This window comes from Curtobacterium sp. VKM Ac-1376 (genome assembly GCF_015351025.1).
Lineage (GTDB): Bacteria > Actinomycetota > Actinomycetes > Actinomycetales > Microbacteriaceae > Curtobacterium.
In genome coordinates, this window is record NZ_JADKRV010000018.1 from 34,177 (window position 1) to 53,106 (window position 18,930).

Annotated in this window: 11 protein-coding genes and 1 tRNA gene; 3 read left to right on the forward strand and 9 right to left on the reverse strand. The window is 72.3% G+C overall.

All coding sequences use genetic code 11. The annotated features are described in order from the left end of the window. The first annotated feature begins 44 nt into the window (after nt 1-44). Genes ITJ56_RS15650 through ITJ56_RS15660 form a run of 3 tightly spaced genes read left to right on the forward strand, consistent with a single transcriptional unit; the run spans nt 45 to nt 3,687 of the window. A complete protein-coding gene (locus tag ITJ56_RS15650; RefSeq protein ID WP_194631551.1) occupies nt 45-974 on the forward strand; it encodes a beta-1,6-N-acetylglucosaminyltransferase in 930 nt (309 codons plus the stop codon). Then, nucleotides 971-2,479, forward strand: a complete 1,509-nt coding sequence (locus tag ITJ56_RS15655) for a lipopolysaccharide biosynthesis protein (RefSeq protein ID WP_194631552.1) — start codon at nt 971-973, stop codon at nt 2,477-2,479. Before ITJ56_RS15650 ends, ITJ56_RS15655 begins: the two co-directional genes overlap by 4 nt. Further along, entirely contained in the window at nt 2,476-3,687 is a 1,212-nt protein-coding gene (locus tag ITJ56_RS15660; protein ID WP_194631553.1) for a glycosyltransferase family 4 protein, read from the forward strand. Before ITJ56_RS15655 ends, ITJ56_RS15660 begins: the two co-directional genes overlap by 4 nt. A 44-nt stretch (nt 3,688-3,731) precedes the next feature. Here ITJ56_RS15660 and ITJ56_RS15665 read toward each other — a convergent pair whose 3' ends face one another. The 9 genes from ITJ56_RS15665 to gltX form a co-directional block, all read right to left on the reverse strand. Continuing rightward, complete coding sequence (locus tag ITJ56_RS15665) at nt 3,732-4,700, reverse strand: glycoside hydrolase family 16 protein (RefSeq protein WP_194631554.1); 969 nt, start codon at nt 4,698-4,700, stop codon at nt 3,732-3,734. Beyond that, nucleotides 4,685-7,180: a PIG-L family deacetylase gene (locus tag ITJ56_RS15670; RefSeq protein ID WP_194631555.1), complete on the reverse strand. Its 2,496-nt coding sequence runs from the start codon at nt 7,178-7,180 to the stop codon at nt 4,685-4,687. Before ITJ56_RS15670 ends, ITJ56_RS15665 begins: the two co-directional genes overlap by 16 nt. Continuing rightward, nucleotides 7,167-10,721, reverse strand: coding sequence for a glycosyltransferase (locus ITJ56_RS15675; protein ID WP_194631556.1), 3,555 nt, complete (start codon nt 10,719-10,721; stop codon nt 7,167-7,169). The genes ITJ56_RS15670 and ITJ56_RS15675 overlap by 14 nt, the downstream gene beginning before the upstream one ends. Next, a complete protein-coding gene (locus ITJ56_RS15680) occupies nt 10,718-11,683 on the reverse strand; it encodes a glycosyltransferase family 2 protein (RefSeq protein ID WP_194631557.1) in 966 nt (321 codons plus the stop codon). Before ITJ56_RS15680 ends, ITJ56_RS15675 begins: the two co-directional genes overlap by 4 nt. Then, complete coding sequence (locus ITJ56_RS15685) at nt 11,680-12,615, reverse strand: glycosyltransferase family 2 protein (RefSeq protein ID WP_194631558.1); 936 nt, start codon at nt 12,613-12,615, stop codon at nt 11,680-11,682. Before ITJ56_RS15685 ends, ITJ56_RS15680 begins: the two co-directional genes overlap by 4 nt. 365 nt (nt 12,616-12,980) lie before the next feature. Next, nucleotides 12,981-15,749: an AMP-binding protein gene (locus ITJ56_RS15690; protein WP_194631559.1), complete on the reverse strand. Its 2,769-nt coding sequence runs from the start codon at nt 15,747-15,749 to the stop codon at nt 12,981-12,983. 404 nt (nt 15,750-16,153) lie between these two features. After that, nucleotides 16,154-16,225 (reverse strand) — tRNA-Gln (locus tag ITJ56_RS15695). Between the two features lie 49 nt (nt 16,226-16,274). Then, complete coding sequence (locus ITJ56_RS15700; RefSeq protein WP_323749840.1) at nt 16,275-17,246, reverse strand: NAD(P)/FAD-dependent oxidoreductase; 972 nt, start codon at nt 17,244-17,246, stop codon at nt 16,275-16,277. Between the two features lie 49 nt (nt 17,247-17,295). Continuing rightward, nucleotides 17,296-18,783, reverse strand: coding sequence for a glutamate--tRNA ligase (gene gltX, locus ITJ56_RS15705; RefSeq protein WP_194631561.1), 1,488 nt, complete (start codon nt 18,781-18,783; stop codon nt 17,296-17,298). Nucleotides 18,784-18,930 lie beyond the last annotated feature (147 nt).

Sequence of the window (18,930 nt, forward strand, 5' to 3'; positions counted from 1 at the left end):
GATCGCCTTGTCGGCCCCGGAACGGCGCGGTTAGCGTCGCGTCCATGGCCATCTCCCCCGCGGTCCCCGCGTGCATCGTCCTCGCCCACGAGGACCCGACGCACGTGCGTCGACTCGTCGAGGCGCTCGACCCGTTCCCGGTGTTCCTGCACTGCGACGCGCGCGCCCCGGAGACGGTGTTCCGCGCCATGACCGACGGGCTGCCGGAGCGTGTCCGGCTGCTCCCCCGCATCCGCACCGGCTGGGCCCGATGGGAGAACGTCGCGGCGGAGGTGTCCGGCTACCGAGCAGCCCTGGCCGAGACCGACGCCTCGCACGTGGCGGTACTGACCGGCAGCGACTACCCGCTCGCGAACCCGTCCGAGATCGCGGCGCTGCTCGAAGCTCACCGCGGGGAGTCGTTCATCGCCGTCAACCCCCTTCCCTTCGAGGCCTGGGGGCGTGACGGTGGGATCTCCCGCATCCGGTTCCGGCACTGGGCGTGGCGGAAGCACATGCTCCGGCTGCCGATCCCCCGACGGGTCCCGCGCGGCGTCTCCTTCGCCGGGGCCTCGCAGCTCAAGGTGCTCGCCCGGCAGCACGCCGCCGCAGTGGTGGACACCGTCGACCAGCGCCCCGACCTGGTCCGGTTCTGGCGGCGCACCTGGGTCGCCGACGAGACCTTCGTGCCGTCGGTCCTGAGCTCCCCGTCGCTGACACCGGGCTTCGCCGACGAGCACGTCTCCCAGCCGCTCTGGTGGATCGGGTGGGACGGTACGGCACGGAAGAGCCCGCCGTGGTTGACCGTGACCGACGCCGGGCAGCTGCTCGAGCGTCGGACGGACACGGACGTCGGCGTGCAGCACCTGTTCGCGCGGAAGTTCTCGACCGACCGGAGCGGTGACCTGCTCGACGTCGTGGACGCTGCCTTCGGCCTGCGTCCGGGCGCGGTGGCGTCGGCGCAGCACGACTCGGCAGCGGTGGTGGCTCCGTGACCCTCCCCCCGCAGACCCGCCGCGAGGCCCGCGCAGCGCGTGAAGCCGAGGCGGCCCCCGTTGCGACCGTGCCCGAGTCGCTCGACACCGGTTCCGTCGCGGTCCGGAAGGGCGCCTCCGTCCTGTTCGGCCGCGGCCTGCTGTACGTCGTCGTCTGGTCGATGCAGCTCGTCGTCTCGTCGCTCATCTCCCCGGTGCTCGCGCACCTCATGCCACCGTCCGAGTTCGGCGTCCTCGCCTCGGCCATCGCCCTGTACCAGGCACTCGTCGTCCTGGCAGTCCTCGGCATCGACCAGGCGTCGGTGCTGCAGCGGGCCGAGGACGGTGACGATCGCCGGGCGCGCGGCCTGCTCGCCGTCGGCATGGTCACGGCGAGCCTCGTCACCGTCGTCGCACTCACCACGATCCCCGTCTGGGCCGACGCCGCCGGGTTCATCGGCAACCACCCGCTGCTCCTCGTCGCGGTGCTCTGGACCGGCCCAGCCGCGATCGTGCAGATCTCCCTGGCACTCCTCGTCGCCCAGGACCGCATCCGGATCTTCGCGGTGACGAGCCTGCTGTCCTCGATCGGCGGCTCGATCATCGGCCTCGGGCTCCTGACCTGGGTGCACGCCGATGCGACGACCTACGCGTGGGGCGGCGTCGTCGCCCAGGGCGTGGCGATGGTCATCGGCATCGCAGCGACCCGTCCCCGCCTGGCCGGCCTGTTCGACCACGCGACCACGGCCCGGGCGTTCCGCCTCGGCATCCCGGTCGCCCTCGGCAACCTGTCGTACTTCGTGCTGAACGCCGGCGACCGGATCGTCGTGCAGCGGCTGCTCGGGCCGGACGAGGTGGCCCGCTACCAGATCGCCTACGTCGTCGGTTCGGCAGTCATCCTGCTCCTCACCTTCACCAACCAGGCGTGGGCGCCGCACTTCGCCGCCCTCCGCGACGCGGTCGCCCGTCGACAGCTCGCGATGCACGCCCGCGACGAGCTGTACAAGATGCTCGGCCCGGTCCTGCTCGCGGTGACCCTGGTGTCGCCGGTGGCGCTGCCGGTCCTCGCACCGGCGTCGTACCGGGTGCAGGAGCTGTCCGTCGTCGTCTTCGTCGTCGCGATCACCGCCTTCCCCGTCGTCGCCAGTGGCGCGACCGGACGCCTGCTCCTGGTGGAACGCCGCGGTGTCGCCGTCGGCGTGATCGCCGCGATCGCCGGCGCCGTGAACATCGGCGCGAACCTCCTGCTCGTGCCGGTGCTCGGCATCGCCGGCGCGGGCCTGGCCACGGTCGTCGCCTACGTGATCCTGGCCGCCATGCAACTGCTGGCACTGCCGGACCGCCGAGAGTGGCGCGGACCGGGGCGCCGCATCGTCCTGACGACCCTCGCCGCGCTCACCGTCGCCGCCGCGTCCCTCCTCCTGCCGCAGGACGCGCTCTGGAACTCGGTCCGCGTCGCCGGGGTGGTCGCCTGCCTGCCCTGGTTCCTCCGTCGGCTGAAGACCGCGAGGGGTGGTGTCTCGTGAGACCGCGACAGGCTGCGGCCGACGGCACCCGTCGGCTCCGGGTCGGCGTCCTGGTGACCGGACTCGCGATCACCGGCGGTCTCGAGCGCTGTGTCCTCGAGGACACCCGCGAGCTCGTCGCCGCCGGCCACGAGGTCGAGATCTGGCACCGGAACGCCCACTCCCCGCGCGCCGCGGAGGGCAAGCTGCCCTACGAGGCGATGGGCCTCCGCCTGGTGCAGGCCACCGACTACCGCTTCGGAATCCGGACCGCCGCCCGCGACACCTGGCGCTTCGCCCGCGAGGGGCTGCGGATCCGCCGATCGCGCCTGGACGTCCTGTGGTTGAACCGGCCCGAGTACCTGCCGTTCGGCCGTGTCGTGTCGATGGTGTCCGGTGTGCCGCTCGCGGTGCACCTGCACCACGCACCCAACTACCGGCGTCTCGGGCCGATCGCGGGCGGCCGGACGCGCTACTTCGCCGTCTCGCACGCGATGGCGCGTGCCTGGGCCGACGCCGGGGCCCCCATGGAGCGCATCACGATCGTGCCGAACGGCGTCGACACCGACGCCTTCCCGGCCGCGACGCCGGCCTCGACGCAGAGCGCCCGCGCGGCGCTCGGCATCGCCGAGGACACCCCGACGGTGCTCTACTACGGTCGGCTCACCCGCTCGAAGGGCGTGCTCGCCCTCCTGGAGGCATGGGGTCGGGTCCTCACGACCGCTGCGGCCCGTGTCCCGGTCGCCACTCCGGCCGCGGTCCACCAGGTGCCGCCCGCGCCGCTCCTCCTGCTGGCCGGTGCGCTCTACCCGGAGGAGGCGGACGCCGTGCATGCCGCGATCGCCGCGCTGCCCGCCGGATCCGTGCTCGTGGTGCCCGAGCGGGACGACGTCGTCCCGCTCCTGCACGCCGCCGACGTGGTGGTGGCGCCGTCGATCGAACCCGAGGGCTTCGGCCGGGTCGTCGTCGAGGCGATGTCCGCCGGCCGTCCGGTCGTCGCCGCGGCGTCCGGCGGCACCGGGGAGATCCTGTCCGGTGACTGGGCGAGGTTCACCGTGGACCCGACCGACACCGACGCCCTGGCGGAGAAGTTGCTCGGCACCCTGGCCGAGGCCGAGGCCGACCCGTCCCTCGCCGAGCGGTGCCGCGCATGGGTGCGTGACCGCTACGGGCGGGAGCCGCACGTCCGGGCGCTGCTGCTCGCGCTGCTCGCACACGCCCGGCGCTGACCGAGGTCCGGCTCGTCGCCGCCGGCGAGGCGAGATCGTCGCCGTCAGTCGGCGGACGGCTCGGTGGACGGCAGCGTCGCCCGCGGGGTCTCGCCGTCCGCGGGGACGTCGATCGTCATCCAGTCGACGAGCAGCGACCCGGCGGCGTCCCGGGGTGGCAGACCCTCGAGGGAACCTGTCTGCACGACCAGGTGCATGCGCTCGACCGGGATGTCCTGCGTGGTGCTGCCGACGACCTCGTCGTCGACCAGGAACGACATCCGCGACGGCGTCCACTCGATGGTGTACGTGTGCCAGTCGGCCAACGACGCGTCGGTCTCGTGGTGGATGCACTTCTCGGCCGGGTCGACCAGGCAGTGCACGTTGAGCCAGGCCGGAGCGCCGAGCGCACCCTCGGGGAAGTCGATCTCGCCGTGCGCCCAGACGTTCTCGTCGCTCCAGAGCAGCACAGCCACCCCGTACCCGTCGACCTCGTCGCTCTTCATCCGGATGCTGTAGCGCCCGGCGGTCTGGCCGCCCCACTGTCCGTCGACGAGCGGCACGACCCCGCCGGCGAGCGGGGTACCCGCCTTCGTGGTGCGCAGGTGCATGTCGAGCATCCCGTCGTGGGCACTCAGCGTGGACGCCTGGTACCGACCGGTCCCCGCGGTGTCCGCGAAGCCGTGGTAGACGGTGAACCGGTCGTCGTACGCCGCCTCGAACCCACCCTCGGTGGTGGTGTCGTCGAAGTCCTCGGAGAACACCCGGCTCCAGCCGTCGCCGTCGCTCATCGGCATGGCGACACCGCTCGGCCCCGGGCCGACCGGTGTCGTGCCGGTGGTCGCGGCGGCGACGGCCCCGGCCGCGATCACCAGCGCCCCGGCCGCGACGGCGACCCGTCGCCCCCGTGCCCGGAGGGGCGTGCGGTGACGGGCGACGCCGAGGCCGTGTGCCGGGGATGCGCCGTGCGCGGCGGCGGACTGCTCGGCGAGGGGACGGGGGCTGTCCTCATCCGGCGTCATCCAGCTGCCCATGCACGGACTTCCGAGAGACCGACGTTGATCGTGCTGTTCGACACGCCGGTGGTGGTGAACCGCACCCAGGTGACGTTCCGGGCGGTGAAGTCGACCGTACGCGCGCTGCCGTCATTCGGGAGCTCGCCCACGGCGACCTGGCTGCCGTCCGAGAACGTCAGCGTGCCACTCGTGATCTGGTCGTCACTGTTCGGACGGTCGTGCAGGACGATGCGTTGGAGCGCGACCGGCGTCGCCCAGTCCAGCTGCAGCCAGATGCCGGTCCGACCCCAGGGCACGGCCCACTCGGCGGTGTGGTCGACCGGGTGGCCGGACACGACCCCGTCGACGGCCTTCGCGACGGTCTGCCCGTCGGCCGGGTTGTCGGCGATCGCCGTCGGGGTCGCCGAGCCCGTGACGTCACGCAGGCCGGGAGCCGGGGTGGGCGTCGGGGTGGGCGTCGGGGTCGGCGTCGGGGTCGGCGTCGGGGTCGGCGTCGGCGTCGGCGTCGGGGTCGGCGTCGGGGTCGGCGTCGGGGTCGGCGTCGGGGTCGGCGTCGGCGTCGGGGTCGGCGTCGGGGTCGGCGTCGTGGTGGCGGCCGGTGCCAGCGCGCGGAACTCGGCCAGGCCGATGTTCTCCGTACCACTGCTCACCGAGGTCACCGTGAACCGGACCCACGTGACACTGCGCGCCGCGAACGTGATCCGCTGCACCGCACCACCATTGCCCAACGCCGGCACCGTGACACTCGAACCGTCCGAGAACGTCAATGTCCCACCCAGCACCTGGTCCACCGCGTTCGGCCGGTCCGCCAGCTCGACCGCGTCCAATGCCGTCGCCTTCGCCCAACCGAGCTGGATCCACGTCCCAGCACGACCCGACGGCGCGACCCACTCCGCCGTCGGCGCATCCGGGTACCCGCTCACGACACCATCGACCGCCTTCACGGCCGTCTGCCCGTCAGCCTGGTTCTCCGCACTCGCCGTCACCGACGCCGAACCCGTCACGTCCGTCCGCGACGGCGACGGTGTCGGGGTCGGCGTCGGCGTCGGGGTCGGCGTCGGGGTCGGCGTCGGCGTCGGGGTCGGCGTCGGCGTCGGGGTCGGCGTCGGGGTGGCGGCCGGTGCCAGCGCGCGGAACTCGGCCAGGCCGATGTTCTCCGTACCACTGCTCACCGAGGTCACCGTGAACCGGACCCACGTGACACTGCGCGCCGCGAACGTGATCCGCTGCACCGCACCACCATTGCCCAACGCCGGCACCGTGACACTCGAACCGTCCGAGAACGTCAATGTCCCACCCAGCACCTGGTCCACCGCGTTCGGCCGGTCCGCCAGCTCGACCGCGTCCAATGCCGTCGCCTTCGCCCAACCGAGCTGGATCCACGTCCCAGCACGACCCGACGGCGCGACCCACTCCGCCGTCGGCGCATCCGGGTACCCGCTCACGACACCATCGACCGCCTTCACGGCCGTCTGCCCGTCAGCCTGGTTCTCCGCACTCGCCGTCACCGACGCCGAACCCGTCACGTCCGTCCGCGACGGCGACGGTGTCGGGGTCGGCGTGCTGGAACCCACTGTGTACTGCCGGCTGAGCCAGGTGCTCTCCGGTCGGGCGGAACAGGCTTGCCAGGACGCGCAGGTCTCGCTGTCGTGCGCGGCGTACGTGAAGAAGGCGTCGGCCTTCGCGTTGGTCTCTGCTGTGGTCAGGTTGGCCGGCCGGTCCGCGATCGGGTACCCCAGGTACCCGGTGAAGTCGTGCGCCCCGCTGTACTGCTGCTGGACCTGGTCGGTCAGGTAGGCGACGGTGTGGTGGTCGCTGTGGTCGCCGTCGCCGTACTCGCCCTCGTGGTCGAGGGTGTGGATGTCCGTCGGCGTGAAGTCCTGCACGAGCCCCTGGAACGTCGCCCGGAGTTGCGCGAGCGTGTAGGTCGCACTGTGCAAGGCGCCGGCGACGGTGTGGATCGTGTCCATGTCACCCGTGTACAGGCGCTGGAGGCTCTCGTACCCGTTCGCCCAGAAGCCGTTGCCCTCGACGTTGCCGTCCGGGAGCTCCATGAACACCAGGCTGATCCGCGGGTCGGCGGTGAGCGTCTCGGTGTGCAGGGTCTTCCCCGCGACGGTGATGGTCCCGGTCGTCGACGCAGCGTCCACCCCGGCCATGCTCGCGTAGGCGGCCATCAGCCCGACCTGGCGTTCCTGCCAGTACCAATCGGGCCTGCCCGCATCGCCCGCGGTGACCACGACGGAGCGCACGCACCGCCCCGCTTCGATGTCCTCCCGAAGGTCGGTGCCCTCGAACAGCAGGTCGTCGTCGGGGTGGGCGACGACGTTGAGCATCCGCCCGGTGCTGCAGTCGGCGGTCGCGGCCTCGGCGGCCTGCCCGGCGGGGTTCGGCACGACGAGTGCCGTGAGGACGATCGCGAGCACGCCCGCGACGGACGCGGCGGTCGCCCGCCGCGTCCGTCGCGGTGCACCCGATCGGGGTTCAGTCGGTTGCATGACGCATGCCCTCCGTCGTGAGTTCGTACATCGTGGTCGTGCCCGACGACCAGACACGCTCCCAGTACGGTGAGGACGCCATCGCGGCGGCGAGTTCCTGGTAGTCGGCGTCGCTCTGGTAGCCGTACCGCTCGTCGTAGGCGCCGAAGGGCTCGGCGACCAGGGCGTAGTAGCCGGTGGCCGACCAGTTCTCGACCAGCTCCCGCGTCACGTCCGACACGTCGGCCTTCGCGTCGTAGTCGCCGGCCGGGTCGGGGTACGGTCCGAGGGCCTCGCGGGACAGGTAGCCCACGTCGAAGTACCGTGCTCCGGTGTTGCTCGGTACGGCGTTGGCGGAGCCGGTGAGCAGCATCACGGAACCCGCGGGCGCTGTACGGTCGTAGAACTGCGTGGCCTCGGACTGGCTCCGGGTCATCACGCGGTTCCAATCGAGCGAGGTCTGCCCGAACGCACCGATCGCGACGAGCGCCGCCACGGCTGCTCCGGCCACGGCGAACCGCACCGCGGACGGACGCATCCCCCGACGCAGGACCGCCCCGACCGGGGCGAACCGACCGGTCGGCATCGGGAGTGCCGCCGCCAGGACTGCGATCCACGGCGTCGCGAAGAGCACGACGCGGAAGATGCCCTCTTGGCCGTAGTTCGTGGCGACGAGCAGCGAGATCGGGCTCGCGGCGGTGACGAGGAGCGCCCAGTGCGTCCGGTCGCGCCGCATGAGCACGGTGACGAGGGCGATGAGCCCGAGCACCACGAGCGCGGCCGCCGGGATGTCGAACGCCAGACGCGTCACGAGCGGCTTCGGAAGGACGGTCATGTCGTGCGCGGGTGGCTGCACGTTGTCGAGCACGCGTCCGACCGCTGCGAGCGACAGGAACCGCCCGAGGATGTCGCCGTTCATCGCTGCGAAGCCCACCGCCGGCACGAGGACGACGACCGGGAGCCACCAGGGTCGGAGCATCCGGAACACGATGAGCGTGACGAGCGCGGCGACCGTCAGGTACGGCGAGATCTGGTGCGTCACGACGAGCACGATGCCGATGAGGGTGATCGCGATGATCCGCGAGAGCCCCACCCGCCGTGCCCGCGGCTTGGCGGCCACCGAGCCGTCAGCGGTCGTGGAGGCAGCGTCGCGCAGCGGTCCGGTGGCGAGCACGAGGATCACGATCGACATCAGGATGCCAGTCGACTGCGGCGAGAAGTACGTGGTGTTGAGGGAACCGGTCATCGCGGTCAGCAGCGCGGCGATCCACGGTCGACGGGTGCCGGGCAGCCAGTGGGCCGCGAGCACCCCGACCGCGATGGTGGTGCTGAACGCCAGCAGGACCGGCACCCACGCGGCGATGAGGATCGTGTTGACGATGCCGCCGACGTCGGCCACCCAGGCGGCGCCGGCGAACAAGCCGGACCACGTCTGGAAGATGTCCGCCGACGGGTTGGTCCCCCCGAACTGCCGGATGTACTCGACGACACCGATGTGCCGCGCGGCGGCGGTGACCGTGGGGACCCCGTACGTGATCGCCTGGGCGAGCTGCACGACGCCGCCGAGCACGACGACCGGCACGGCGAGCCCGCGGCCGCGCACCAGCGCGATGACCGCCGCGGCGACGACGATCGTCAGGCCGACGACCAGGCCGGGGCCGAGCGAGCCGAACAGTCCGGCGGGTACCGGGTCACCCATGTGGGTGAGCGCGGCGACGACCACGACGACGAGTCCGCCGAGCGAGAGCGCCGTCACGGTGCCGGTCGTGTTCCACCGGGGCCGCGGGGTCTCGAGCGGCACGAGACGCTCGCGACGGAGTTCAGCCAGGTCGCGCGGGACGGCGACGGCGATGGCCGCCGCGGTGAGCACGACGACACCGACGAAGGGCACGGTCGGTGCCCAGACGTGGAAGGTCGCCATGGTGTAGCCGATGCCGATCGTGCCGACGAGCGACGCGGTGACGGCGAGGACGGCGAACCGCGCGAGCGGCATCGGGCGGACGAGCAGCATCGGAGCGACCCCGAGGACCGCGAACAGGAAGACCGCGATGGCGCTCGCTCGCAGGCTGGGCAGCCCGAAGACGCTGCCGACGGCGGCGAGCACGAGCGTCAGGACGACGATCGCGGCGGCGCCGAGTCGTGCCGCCGGCCCCATCGACCCGCCCGGGGTCGGCCGTGCAGCACCCGTGGTGTCGAGGCCGCGCTGGAGCTCGTGGCGACCGTGTGCCGTGCGGTCGATGGTGCCCGCGCCGCCCATCCGTTCGCGGAGCGCCAGCAGTGGTGCGGTGAGCACCGAGCGCCGCTCGACGCCGCGCAACCGGCGCCTCGTCGCCACGAACTCCGCGTCGACGGCGTCGACGTCGCCGGATGCATCCGCCCCGGCGACGTGTGCCCCCGAGACGTCAGCAGCGCCGTCGCCCTGCTCGAGTCCGAGACGTGCGAAGGCGCTGATGGCCTCCGGCGCCGCGTCCACCGAAGCGGTCAGCGTGTCGCGGTCGAATGCGTTCTTGGTCATCCAGGCTCCGAGTCCGTGGCCGTGCGCGGCAGCGGCGGCGCGGAGTGACGCGACGTCGTCCGCCGATCGCTGCCAGGCGATCGCGGCCGGTTCGACGGCGATCGCGGATCCGGCGAACAGCAGTCGTGTGAAGAGGTCGAGGTCGTCGCCGCCGCCGACGCGGGTGCCGGGTCCGAAGGCGGTGTCGAACCCGCCGATCCGGAGCGCGGTCGCGCGGTGGACGGCGAGGTTCGCGCCCGTGCCGTAGGCCGAGGCGGCGAAGGGGTGCAGCGGGACGTCGTCGACGGGTTCGTCGAGCCGGAACACGCGGCGGCGAACGGTGCGCCCGCCGGGGGTCCGGTCATCGTGCCAGCGCTGCGCCGGTGTCCGGAGCTCGGCACTCGGCACGAGCCCGGTGACGCAGGCCACGTCGGGGTCCGACGCGAAGGCGCGGGCGATCGCGGCGATCCAGCCGGCGTCCACCACGGCACCCTCGTCCACGAACGCGACCACGTCGCCGGACGCGACGAGCAGGCCGGCGTTCCGGCCGGCAGCGAGGCCACCCTCGGGCGCGGGGATCGTGGTGATGCGGCGCCCGCCGATGTCGACCGTCGCCACGCCGCCGTCGTCCGCGCCGTGCGAGACGACGACGACGTCGAAGTCGGGGTGCCCGTTCGCGAGCACCGAGCGCATGGTCGTTCCGGCGGCGCCGTCCGTGCAGAGCACCACGGTGACGGACGGCAGCACCAGACCTGCTGCCGGCCGACGCTCGGGCACCGGCATCGGCCGGATCGCGCGCTGCAGTGCGCGCACGTCGATGGTGCCGCCGATACGACGGCGTTCGGTGATGTCCGCCTCGACGAAGCCGAGCGGTTCGCCGTGGTCACGGACCAGCAACCGGGCGCGGCGGTACCCGGTAGCGCCCTCGAGTGCGACGACGTCCCGGTGGCCGGAGGCGTGCACGTCGGCACGGTCGACCTCGCCGACCCAGAGCGCACCGTCCCAGGTGGGGACCAGCGGCCCGGTCACGATCGGCGAGATGACCATCGCCAGGGTCGCGCGGGTCACGGTGTCCCCACCGGCTGCGGCACGGGGGCCGTGGTGGCCGGCGTACGCACCACGACGGTGCCGAGCACCCGACCGACGGCGTACCCCGCGACGGTCGAGGCGACGGAGAGCGCGATGGCGTACGCCCGCAGGCCCCCGCCGCGACCGACCGCGCGGAGTTCGCGCAGGACGGCACCCGGGATCACTCGGGTCAGGTAGGTCGACTCGCTGGCGAGCGAGTCGCCGGTGCCGACACGACGGCTCAGCACGGCCTTCGAGATCCCCTCGTAGTAGCTGCGACGGCGCAGGTAGCGCATCGTCACGCGGTCCGGTGACACCCGGTGGGAGACGTTCGACCGCGGCTCGTGTCGGATCCGCGCACCCGGACGCGCCTGGGCGATGCGGATGCAGAGCTCGGTCTCCTCGCAGCCGAGCGGCTGGTTGCCGACACGGCCGATGCCGGAGCGGAAGCCGCCGGCGAGCAGGATCGCGTCACGGCGGAACGCCATGCTCGAGCCGATGACGTTGCGGACGTCGCCGGGGGTCTCGGGCAGTCCGCGGTACGAGCACCCGACGATCCAGAGCAGTTCGTCGGCGTACGGGCCGGCACCGGTCGCGGTCGGCCAGGACGGAGTAGCGCGTCCACCGACACCGACGACATCGGGGTCCTCGAGGGCGGTCAGCATGTGCCCGAGCCAGTCGGGGTCCGCTGTGGCGTCGTCGTCCAGGAACGCGACGACGTCGGCGTCGGTCAGGGCGACGCCGGTGTTGCGGGCTCCCGAGAGACCGCGGTCCTCGGTGTTGGGCACGACCCGGAGCTCCGGCCACCGCGCGGTGGCTCGGGCGAGGAGTTCGGGTTCGTGGTCGATGACGACGACGACCTCGGGAGCCTCGGGCTGGCGCTTCGCCGACTCGACGCTGTCCTGCAGGTCGCCCCAGCGCTGCTGGGTGTAGGCGCAGATGACGACCGCGACGGCCGTCACGCGACGTCATCCTCGAGGCCGACGACGCCGGACGCAGCGACGGCAGCCGCTGCGACGGGGGCGCCGATGGGTGCGGGCCCGGAGGTTCGGGCCGAGGCGTGCGGTGCGGCCGGTGCGGCGTGCGGTGCGGCGGCGAGCTGCTCGGCAGGGGGCATGACGCTCATGGCGGCACGGCGGACCTCGGAGCGGCCGATCGCCGCGCGACGACGTTCGTGCATGATCGACTTCAGGACACGGATGCCGTCGGTCACCGCGTTCAGGTTGCTGGAACCGTGCACACGCAGCTTCTCGTGGCTCGGCACCTCGCTGATCTCGAGCTCGGCGGCCGACCAGCGGCAGGTGAGGACGGTCTCGATCTCGAACCCGTCTCCCCACAGCATCGAACCGTCGGCCGGCTTCGGCAGCTCGGACGACAGCAACCCGATCTCCGGCAGGACGTCCGCCCAGAAGGCGTTGTAGCCGTAGCAGAGGTCGCTGTAGCGGGTGCCGAGGATGATGTTGCAGAGCATGTTCAGGCCGCGGTTGCCGAGGTTGCGGACGATCGTGATGTCGTCGCTGCCGCCACCGAGCGAGTACCGGGTGCCCTTCGCGACGTCGGCGCCGTCGACGAGCGCCTTGACGAACCGCGGGATCTCGTCGGGGTCCGCGGAGCAGTCCGCGTCGAACATCACGACGATGTCGCCGGTGACGGCTTCGAAGCCGCAGGCCAGGGCGTTGCCCTTGCCCTTGCGGGTCTGGTGCACGACGCGGATGTCGGGCATCACGCGCTGGGCGGCGGCGATGGTGTCGTCGACGGAGTTGCCGTCGACCAGGATCACCTCGTACACGGGCGGGAGCTTCGGGAGGATGATCTCGAGGTTCCGGGCCTCGTTCCGCGCCGGGATGACGACGGAGACCCTCGGGACTGCAGGGCGGACGGTTCGAACGGGCATGTGCGCGGTCCTGTCGGGTCAGGGTTGCTGTCGGGTTGTGCTCGTGGATGAGCTGCGCGTCCTCGGGAGACGCGGCGACGACGAGGGCACGTCGTCCGGTCGAGCTGCGGACGCGGGTGCTGCGCCGCCGGATCGCAGGTGAGTGGGTACTCTCCCCCGCGGTTCCAACCATCGCCGTGGCCGGCAGGAGGGTCAATGCGCGGTGCGGTCCCTTGCGGACACCCGGGTGCGGATACGGAAACCCGCAACGGTCGTGCGGGTGGGCGACCGGGCGCGGCGGGCAGCGGGTCGTGGACGCACCAGGCCACGGACGGGAGGCGCGCTACCAGCCGGCACCGCGCCTCCCGTCCGTGGCGTGGACCTTCTCAGACGCGCGCCGCGTCCTCCGTCGCGAAGGCGGCCCGCAGCGCGGTCGCCAGCTCGGCAACGTGCGGTTCCCGCAGCAACGACGTGTGCTCGCTCGCGATCCGCACCATCTCGGTGGGGCCGCGCAGCAGGGCGGACCAACCGGCGGCGTCCGGGTTGGCGTCGGCGAGCACGTAGGTGGCACGCCCGTGGAACGGCGTCGGGCGATGGCGCCTCGTGACGATCTCGGCCTGGTCGAAGAAGGCGTCGAAGTCCTTCTGTCCACCGTGCCGCAGCATGCCGGCGGTGTACGCGCGCACGCGCTTGGCGAACAGTGCGCCGTACGGCACGCCAGCGGGCAGGACCCGCTGGACGGCGCGGTCGAGCCCCCGCTGCACGGCGCGGACGGCGGTGTTCGGCTGCTCGCGCGGTTCCATCCGACCGAAGTGCAGGCGGGCCTGCTCGGACTTGGTGCGGGGCAGGTAGGTGTCCAGCAGCGCGACGTGCTCGACCTGCTCGCCACTCTCGGTGAGCAGCCGGGCGATCTCGAGCGCGACGAGTCCGCCGAGCGAGTGCCCGACGAGCAGGTAGGGGCCGCGGGGCTGCACGATCCGCATCAGGGCGAGGTAGCGGCGCGCGCTCCGCTCGATGTTCCAGTCCGGCACCCCGCGACGCTCGAGGGCGTGCTGCTGGAACGCGTACAGGTCGTGCTCCGGCAGGTGCCGCGAGAGCGGCAGGAACGTCAGCGCCAGGGCGCCGCCGCCCGCGAAGCAGAACACCGGTGGCCGGCCGGCCACACGCGCCTCGGAGACCTTGACGACGTCGGGGTGGCTCGGCAGCGCGCTCGTGCCACTCCGGACCCGCCGGGCGAAGGCGCGGAGCGTCGGGTGCTCGAGCACGTCCGAGGACCGCAGGTCGACGCCGAGGCGGTCCTGCACGACGGCGAGCATCTCCTCGGCGGACAGCGAGTCCCCGCCCAGCGCGGAGAAGTCCTCGTCCAGGTGCACGCCGCGCAGGCCGAGCACCTCGGCCCAGATCTGCCCGACCACGAGCTCCCACTGGTCGTACTCGCCCTCGACCATCTCGGTCTCGACGCTCGGTGCTCCCGGCAGCTCGGCGCGGTCGACCTTGCCGCGCTCGTTCCGCGGCAGTTCGGTCATCGGCACGATCGACGCCGGCACCATGTACTCCGGCAGACGGTCGCGCAGCGCCCGTCGCAGTGCGGCGGGGGCGGGCGTGCGGTGCCCGGCCCGGCCGACGACGTAGGCGACCAGGCGGGTGACGGCTGGCGGGTCGACCTGCGCGGTGACGACGGCGTCCTGCACCTCGGGGACCGCGCGGAGCGCCGCCTCGACCTCGCTCGGCTCGACCAGGTAGCCGCGGACCTTCACGGCGTCGTCGGAGCGACCGAGCAGCACGAGCCGACCGTCGGGGTCGAACCGCGCGAGGTCGCCCTGCCGCCAGGTGGGGGTGCCGGCGGGGATGCCGGACGGCACCTCGTCCTCGCCGCTGTGGCCAGCGCGTTCCGCGGTCTTCTCCGGTGCACCCCAGTAGCCGGCGGTCAGGCCGTCGGAGACGACGACGAGCTCACCGGTCTCCCCCGGAGCGGCCGGGCTGCCGTCCTCGCGCAGCACGAGCACGGTCTTTCCGGGCAGCGGCCAGCCGGCGGGCACGACGCCCTCGGGCACCGGGTCGCCGGGTTCGATCGGGCAGTACGCGACGCAGGCGGTCTCGCTCGATCCGAACGCGTTGAGCAGCAGGGTGTCCGGGCCGAGGTGCGGTCGCGCGGCGGCGAGGTCAGCCCCGGTGACGGACTCACCCGTGGTCATCAGGAAGCGCAACCCGCCGAGGACCGGTGCCGTCCCGGAGGCCGTCGCGTGCGACCCCGGAGCGGTCTGCGAACCGACGATCGAGCGCAGCAGGTGGGGCGTGCAGACGAGCACGTTGACGCCCTCGTCGACGAGCCGACCGAGCAGACGCTCGACGCCCAGGTCCCGCGGTTCGAGGAGCACGACGGCGCCGCCGCACAGCAGCGTGTCGAAGGAGAACAGGAGCCCCGCTGCGAACGACAGGGGCAGCACGACGCCGAGCCGGTCGCCGGGGCCCAGCCCGAGCGCGACCGCGTCCTGCTCGGCATTGGCGAGCTGTTGCCGGTGCGTCAGGACGACGCCCTTCGGCATACCCGTCGAGCCCGAGGTGAAGACGATGGCGAAGGGGTCGCGGCCACCCGGGCGGGGCGCCGCGCCCGCTGCGGTGTCGGCGGCCGCCGTTCCGGCTGCCCGCTCCAGCAACTCGCCGAGCGCGTGCACACCGCCGTTCCGCTCCGCGACGACGTCGGCCGCGAGCGTGGCCCGCTCGGCGTCCGCCACGATCTCGTCGACACCGGCGAGCCGCGCGACGTGTCCCAGCCGCGCGGTGGGCAGGTGGTCGTCGAGCACCACCACGGTCCGTCCGGCACGGATGAGCGCCAGGACCCCGACCACCGCCTCGGAGGTCTGCCCGGCCATGATCCCGATGGGCTTCGACGCGCCGCCGGCGGCGTCGCCCACCCCGGCGCCACTGCGATCGTCGGGTCGGAGTGTCTCCCCCAGGACCGTCGCCAACGCACGCGATGCCCGGTCCGCCTCGCCGAACGTGTACGGTCGGCCGTTGCCGGCGAGGGCGGCGGCCTCGCCGCGAAGCGCGACGACCCGGTCCCAACGGTCCAGGATCGAGTGGTCGCCGGCGGCCGGCACTGCGGCGCGGCGCGTCCAGGCGTGGGCGGTCGTCAGCGGATCGACGGAGGTCACGATGACACCTCGGGTGCTCGGAAGCGGACCACCGCGACTCCCGCGACGGTCTTCCGACCGTAGGACCGCTCGGTCGGAGCCGACGACACGGAGTACGCCCGGTGCGGGGAACCGCAAGCGGCCGGGAGGCCCGACATGCGTCCGGCGCACCCGGCCCGTCCTCGGGACAGCGGGGTCACCGCCCCCTGCGCGCCCCGTACGACGGCCGGCGACGGCCGTCGGGCATCGTGCGGTTCCGCGCAACCTCTGAGTCACCGGTGCTGCGGCGAAGGATCAGCCGTGTGTGGTCAGTGGATCCGCCGGGCGTCAGCGCGGGTGCGGCGTGTTCCCTGCGCCGCGTCAGCGGGCCCTTCGTCAGGAACGAGAACAGCCCCCGGGAGATCCCGAGGGCTGTTCATCAAGTGCTGGGGTACCTGGACTCGAACCAAGAACGACGGTACCAGAAACCGCTGTGTTGCCAATTACACCATACCCCAAAAGGCTTGGTCAGCCTTCTGGCCCGGTCACCCGGGGCACGATCAACTACTATACAGCATCCCGGGGGTCCGCAAGACCACCAACGAGGTCGCGGTGGACCGCGGCGGCCGTGGCAGCACCGTGGCCGGCGGCCACGATGAGCTGTTCCGGGCCGGGAGGGGTGACGTCTCCGACGGCGTAGAGCCCTGGCACGCTGGTCCGGCCGACCGGGTCGACCACGAGGAACCCCTGCGCGTCGCGTCGGAGCTCGGAAGACGGGTCGGGCGTGTCGTCGTCCGCCGACCGGCTCGTCGTGCACAGCCAGTCGAGGTCGGCGTGCCACGTCGGCCGCACGAAGCCACCGGTGCGGGGCTCCACGTGGCCGTCCGCGAGCCGGACCCCGGTCATCCCGGTCCGGTCCCCCTCCAGGTCATCGACGACGCGCTCGTCCACCACCACCCCCGCTGCCGCCAGACGCTCGCGGCCGGCGTCGTCGAGCGGTGCCACCCCGTTCGTGTACACGATCAGGTCGTCCGTCCACGCGGCGATGAGCAGCGCTCGGTCGACCACGTCGGCGGTCTCGCAGATGAACGCGAGCGGCTGCCCGGCCTTGTCGTAGGCGTCGCACTCCACGCAGCTGTGCACCGCGGTGCCGTAGAAGGCGCGGAGCATCGGCAGGGGCGGGAAATCCTCGCGCAACCCGGTCGCGACGACGACGGTCCGGGCACGCGCGTCAAGCTCGGTGCCGCGCCACGTGCCGTGCACCTGCCAGCCGTCGGTGTCGGTCGCTGGCGTCACCAGGTCCACGACGGACTGCACGACCGTCGCTTCCGGGTACCCCTCGACCTCGGTCCGCCCCAGCTTCCGGAGCTCGAGCGGCGAGATGCCGTCCCGGGTGAGGAAACCGTGCGATCGCAGGGTCGCAGCGTTCCGGGGCCGGTTCGCGTCGACGAGGAGCACGCTCCGCTTCGCACGCACCAGGTTGAGGGCAGCGCTCAGACCGGCCGGACCGGCACCGATGATCGCGACGTCGTGCACCACCGGTGCATCCGGGCTGGCAGTGCTGGCGGTGCTGTGCACGCTCGACCGATCAGCGGGCCGCGAGGGCGCGGAGCCGGTTCAGGGTGGACTCCTTGCCCAGGATCTCCATCGACTCGAACAGCGGCGGGCTGATCCGACGCCCGGACACGGCGACGCGCAACGGGCCGAACGCGACGCGGGGCTTCAGGAAGAGGCCGTCGATCAGGGCGGCGCGGAGCGCACCCTCGATGGACTCGGTCGTCCAGTCCTCGACGGTCTCGAGTGCCGCCGTGCCCGCGGTCAGCACCGAAGCCGTGTCGCCCTTGAGCGAGGAGAGGGCGTCGTCCTCCACCACCAGATCGGCGTCCGCGGTGAACAGGAACCCGAGCATGGCCGGAGCCTCACCGAGCAGCTGCATGCGCTCCTGCACGAGCGGCGCGGCCTTTGCGAGGACCGCGAGCTGCTCCGGGGTCGCCGGGTCCGCGATGTGGTCCGTCAGGTACGGCAGCAGCCGGGAGCGGAAGTCCTCGGGCGCCAGCAGACGGATGTGGTCCCCGTTGATCGCCTCGGCCTTCTTGTGGTCGAAGCGCGCCGGGTTCGGGTTCACGTCGGTCACGTCGAACGCCGCCACCATCTCGTCGATCGAGAACACGTCGCGGTCCGGGCCGATGGACCAGCCGAGCAGCGCGAGGTAGTTCACGAGGCCCTCGGGGATCATCCCGGCGGCGCGGTGGTGGAACAGGTTCGACTCCGGATCACGCTTCGAGAGCTTCTTGTTGCCCTTCCCCATGACGTACGGCAGGTGCCCGAACGCCGGGATCGACGTCGCGAGCCCGATCTCGTACAGCGCCTCGTACAGGGCGATCTGTCGCGGAGTCGACGACAGCAGGTCCTCACCACGGAGCACGTGCGTGATGCCCATGAGTGCGTCGTCGACCGGGTTCGTGAACGTGTACAGCGGCGCGCCGTTCGGACGGACGACCACGAAGTCGGGGAACGTCCCCTGCTTGAACGTGATCTCACCGCGGACCAGGTCGTCGAAGCTCAGATCGCGGTCCGGCACACGAAGACGCAGCGCCGGCGCGCGACCCTCGTCGCGGAAGGCCTGGCGCTCGTCATCGGTCAGGTCCCGCTCGTGGTTGTCGTAGCCCTGCTTCGGGTCGCGACCGGCGGCCCTGTTCCGTGCCTCCATCTCCTCAGGGGTCACGAAGGACTCGTAGACGTGTCCAGAAGCCTTGAGCATTGCGATGACGTCGTCGTAGATCGCCGTGCGCTCGGACTGCCGGTACGGACCGTGCTCGCCGCCCGCATCAACACCCTCGTCCCAATCGAGTCGGAGCCAGCGGAGCGCGTCGAGGATCTGCGCGTACGATTCCTCGCTGTCGCGGGCGGCGTCGGTGTCCTCGATGCGGAACACGAGCTTGCCGCCGGTGTGGCGCGCGTACGCCCAGTTGAAGAGCGCCGTACGGATGAGGCCCACGTGCGGGGTCCCCGTCGGGCTCGGGCAGAAGCGGACGCGGATTTCGGAGCCGGAGGCAGTGGTGAATGGCGCAGTCATGACCACACGATCCTACCGTGGCGCCTGACGCTCCCGATGGTCCCCGGTTCACGACGACCGCCCGGAAACGCAGAAAACCCCTGACCACGAATGGTCAGGGGTTCCCTGGTCTTGCAACGTTAAGTCCGGCGGCGTCCTACTCTCCCA

What these genes read in the sequence shown, in the direction of transcription:
- ITJ56_RS15650 (WP_194631551.1), top strand. Translation starts at nt 45, where the DNA reads ATGGCCATCTCCCCCGCGGTCCCCGCGTGCATCGTCCTCGCCCACGAG.
- ITJ56_RS15665 (WP_194631554.1), bottom strand. Translation starts at nt 4,700, where the DNA reads ATGGGCAGCTGGATGACGCCGGATGAGGACAGCCCCCGTCCCCTCGCC.
- ITJ56_RS15670 (WP_194631555.1), bottom strand. Translation starts at nt 7,180, where the DNA reads ATGCAACCGACTGAACCCCGATCGGGTGCACCGCGACGGACGCGGCGG.
- ITJ56_RS15685 (WP_194631558.1), bottom strand. Translation starts at nt 12,615, where the DNA reads ATGCCCGTTCGAACCGTCCGCCCTGCAGTCCCGAGGGTCTCCGTCGTC.
- gltX (WP_194631561.1), bottom strand. Translation starts at nt 18,783, where the DNA reads ATGACTGCGCCATTCACCACTGCCTCCGGCTCCGAAATCCGCGTCCGC.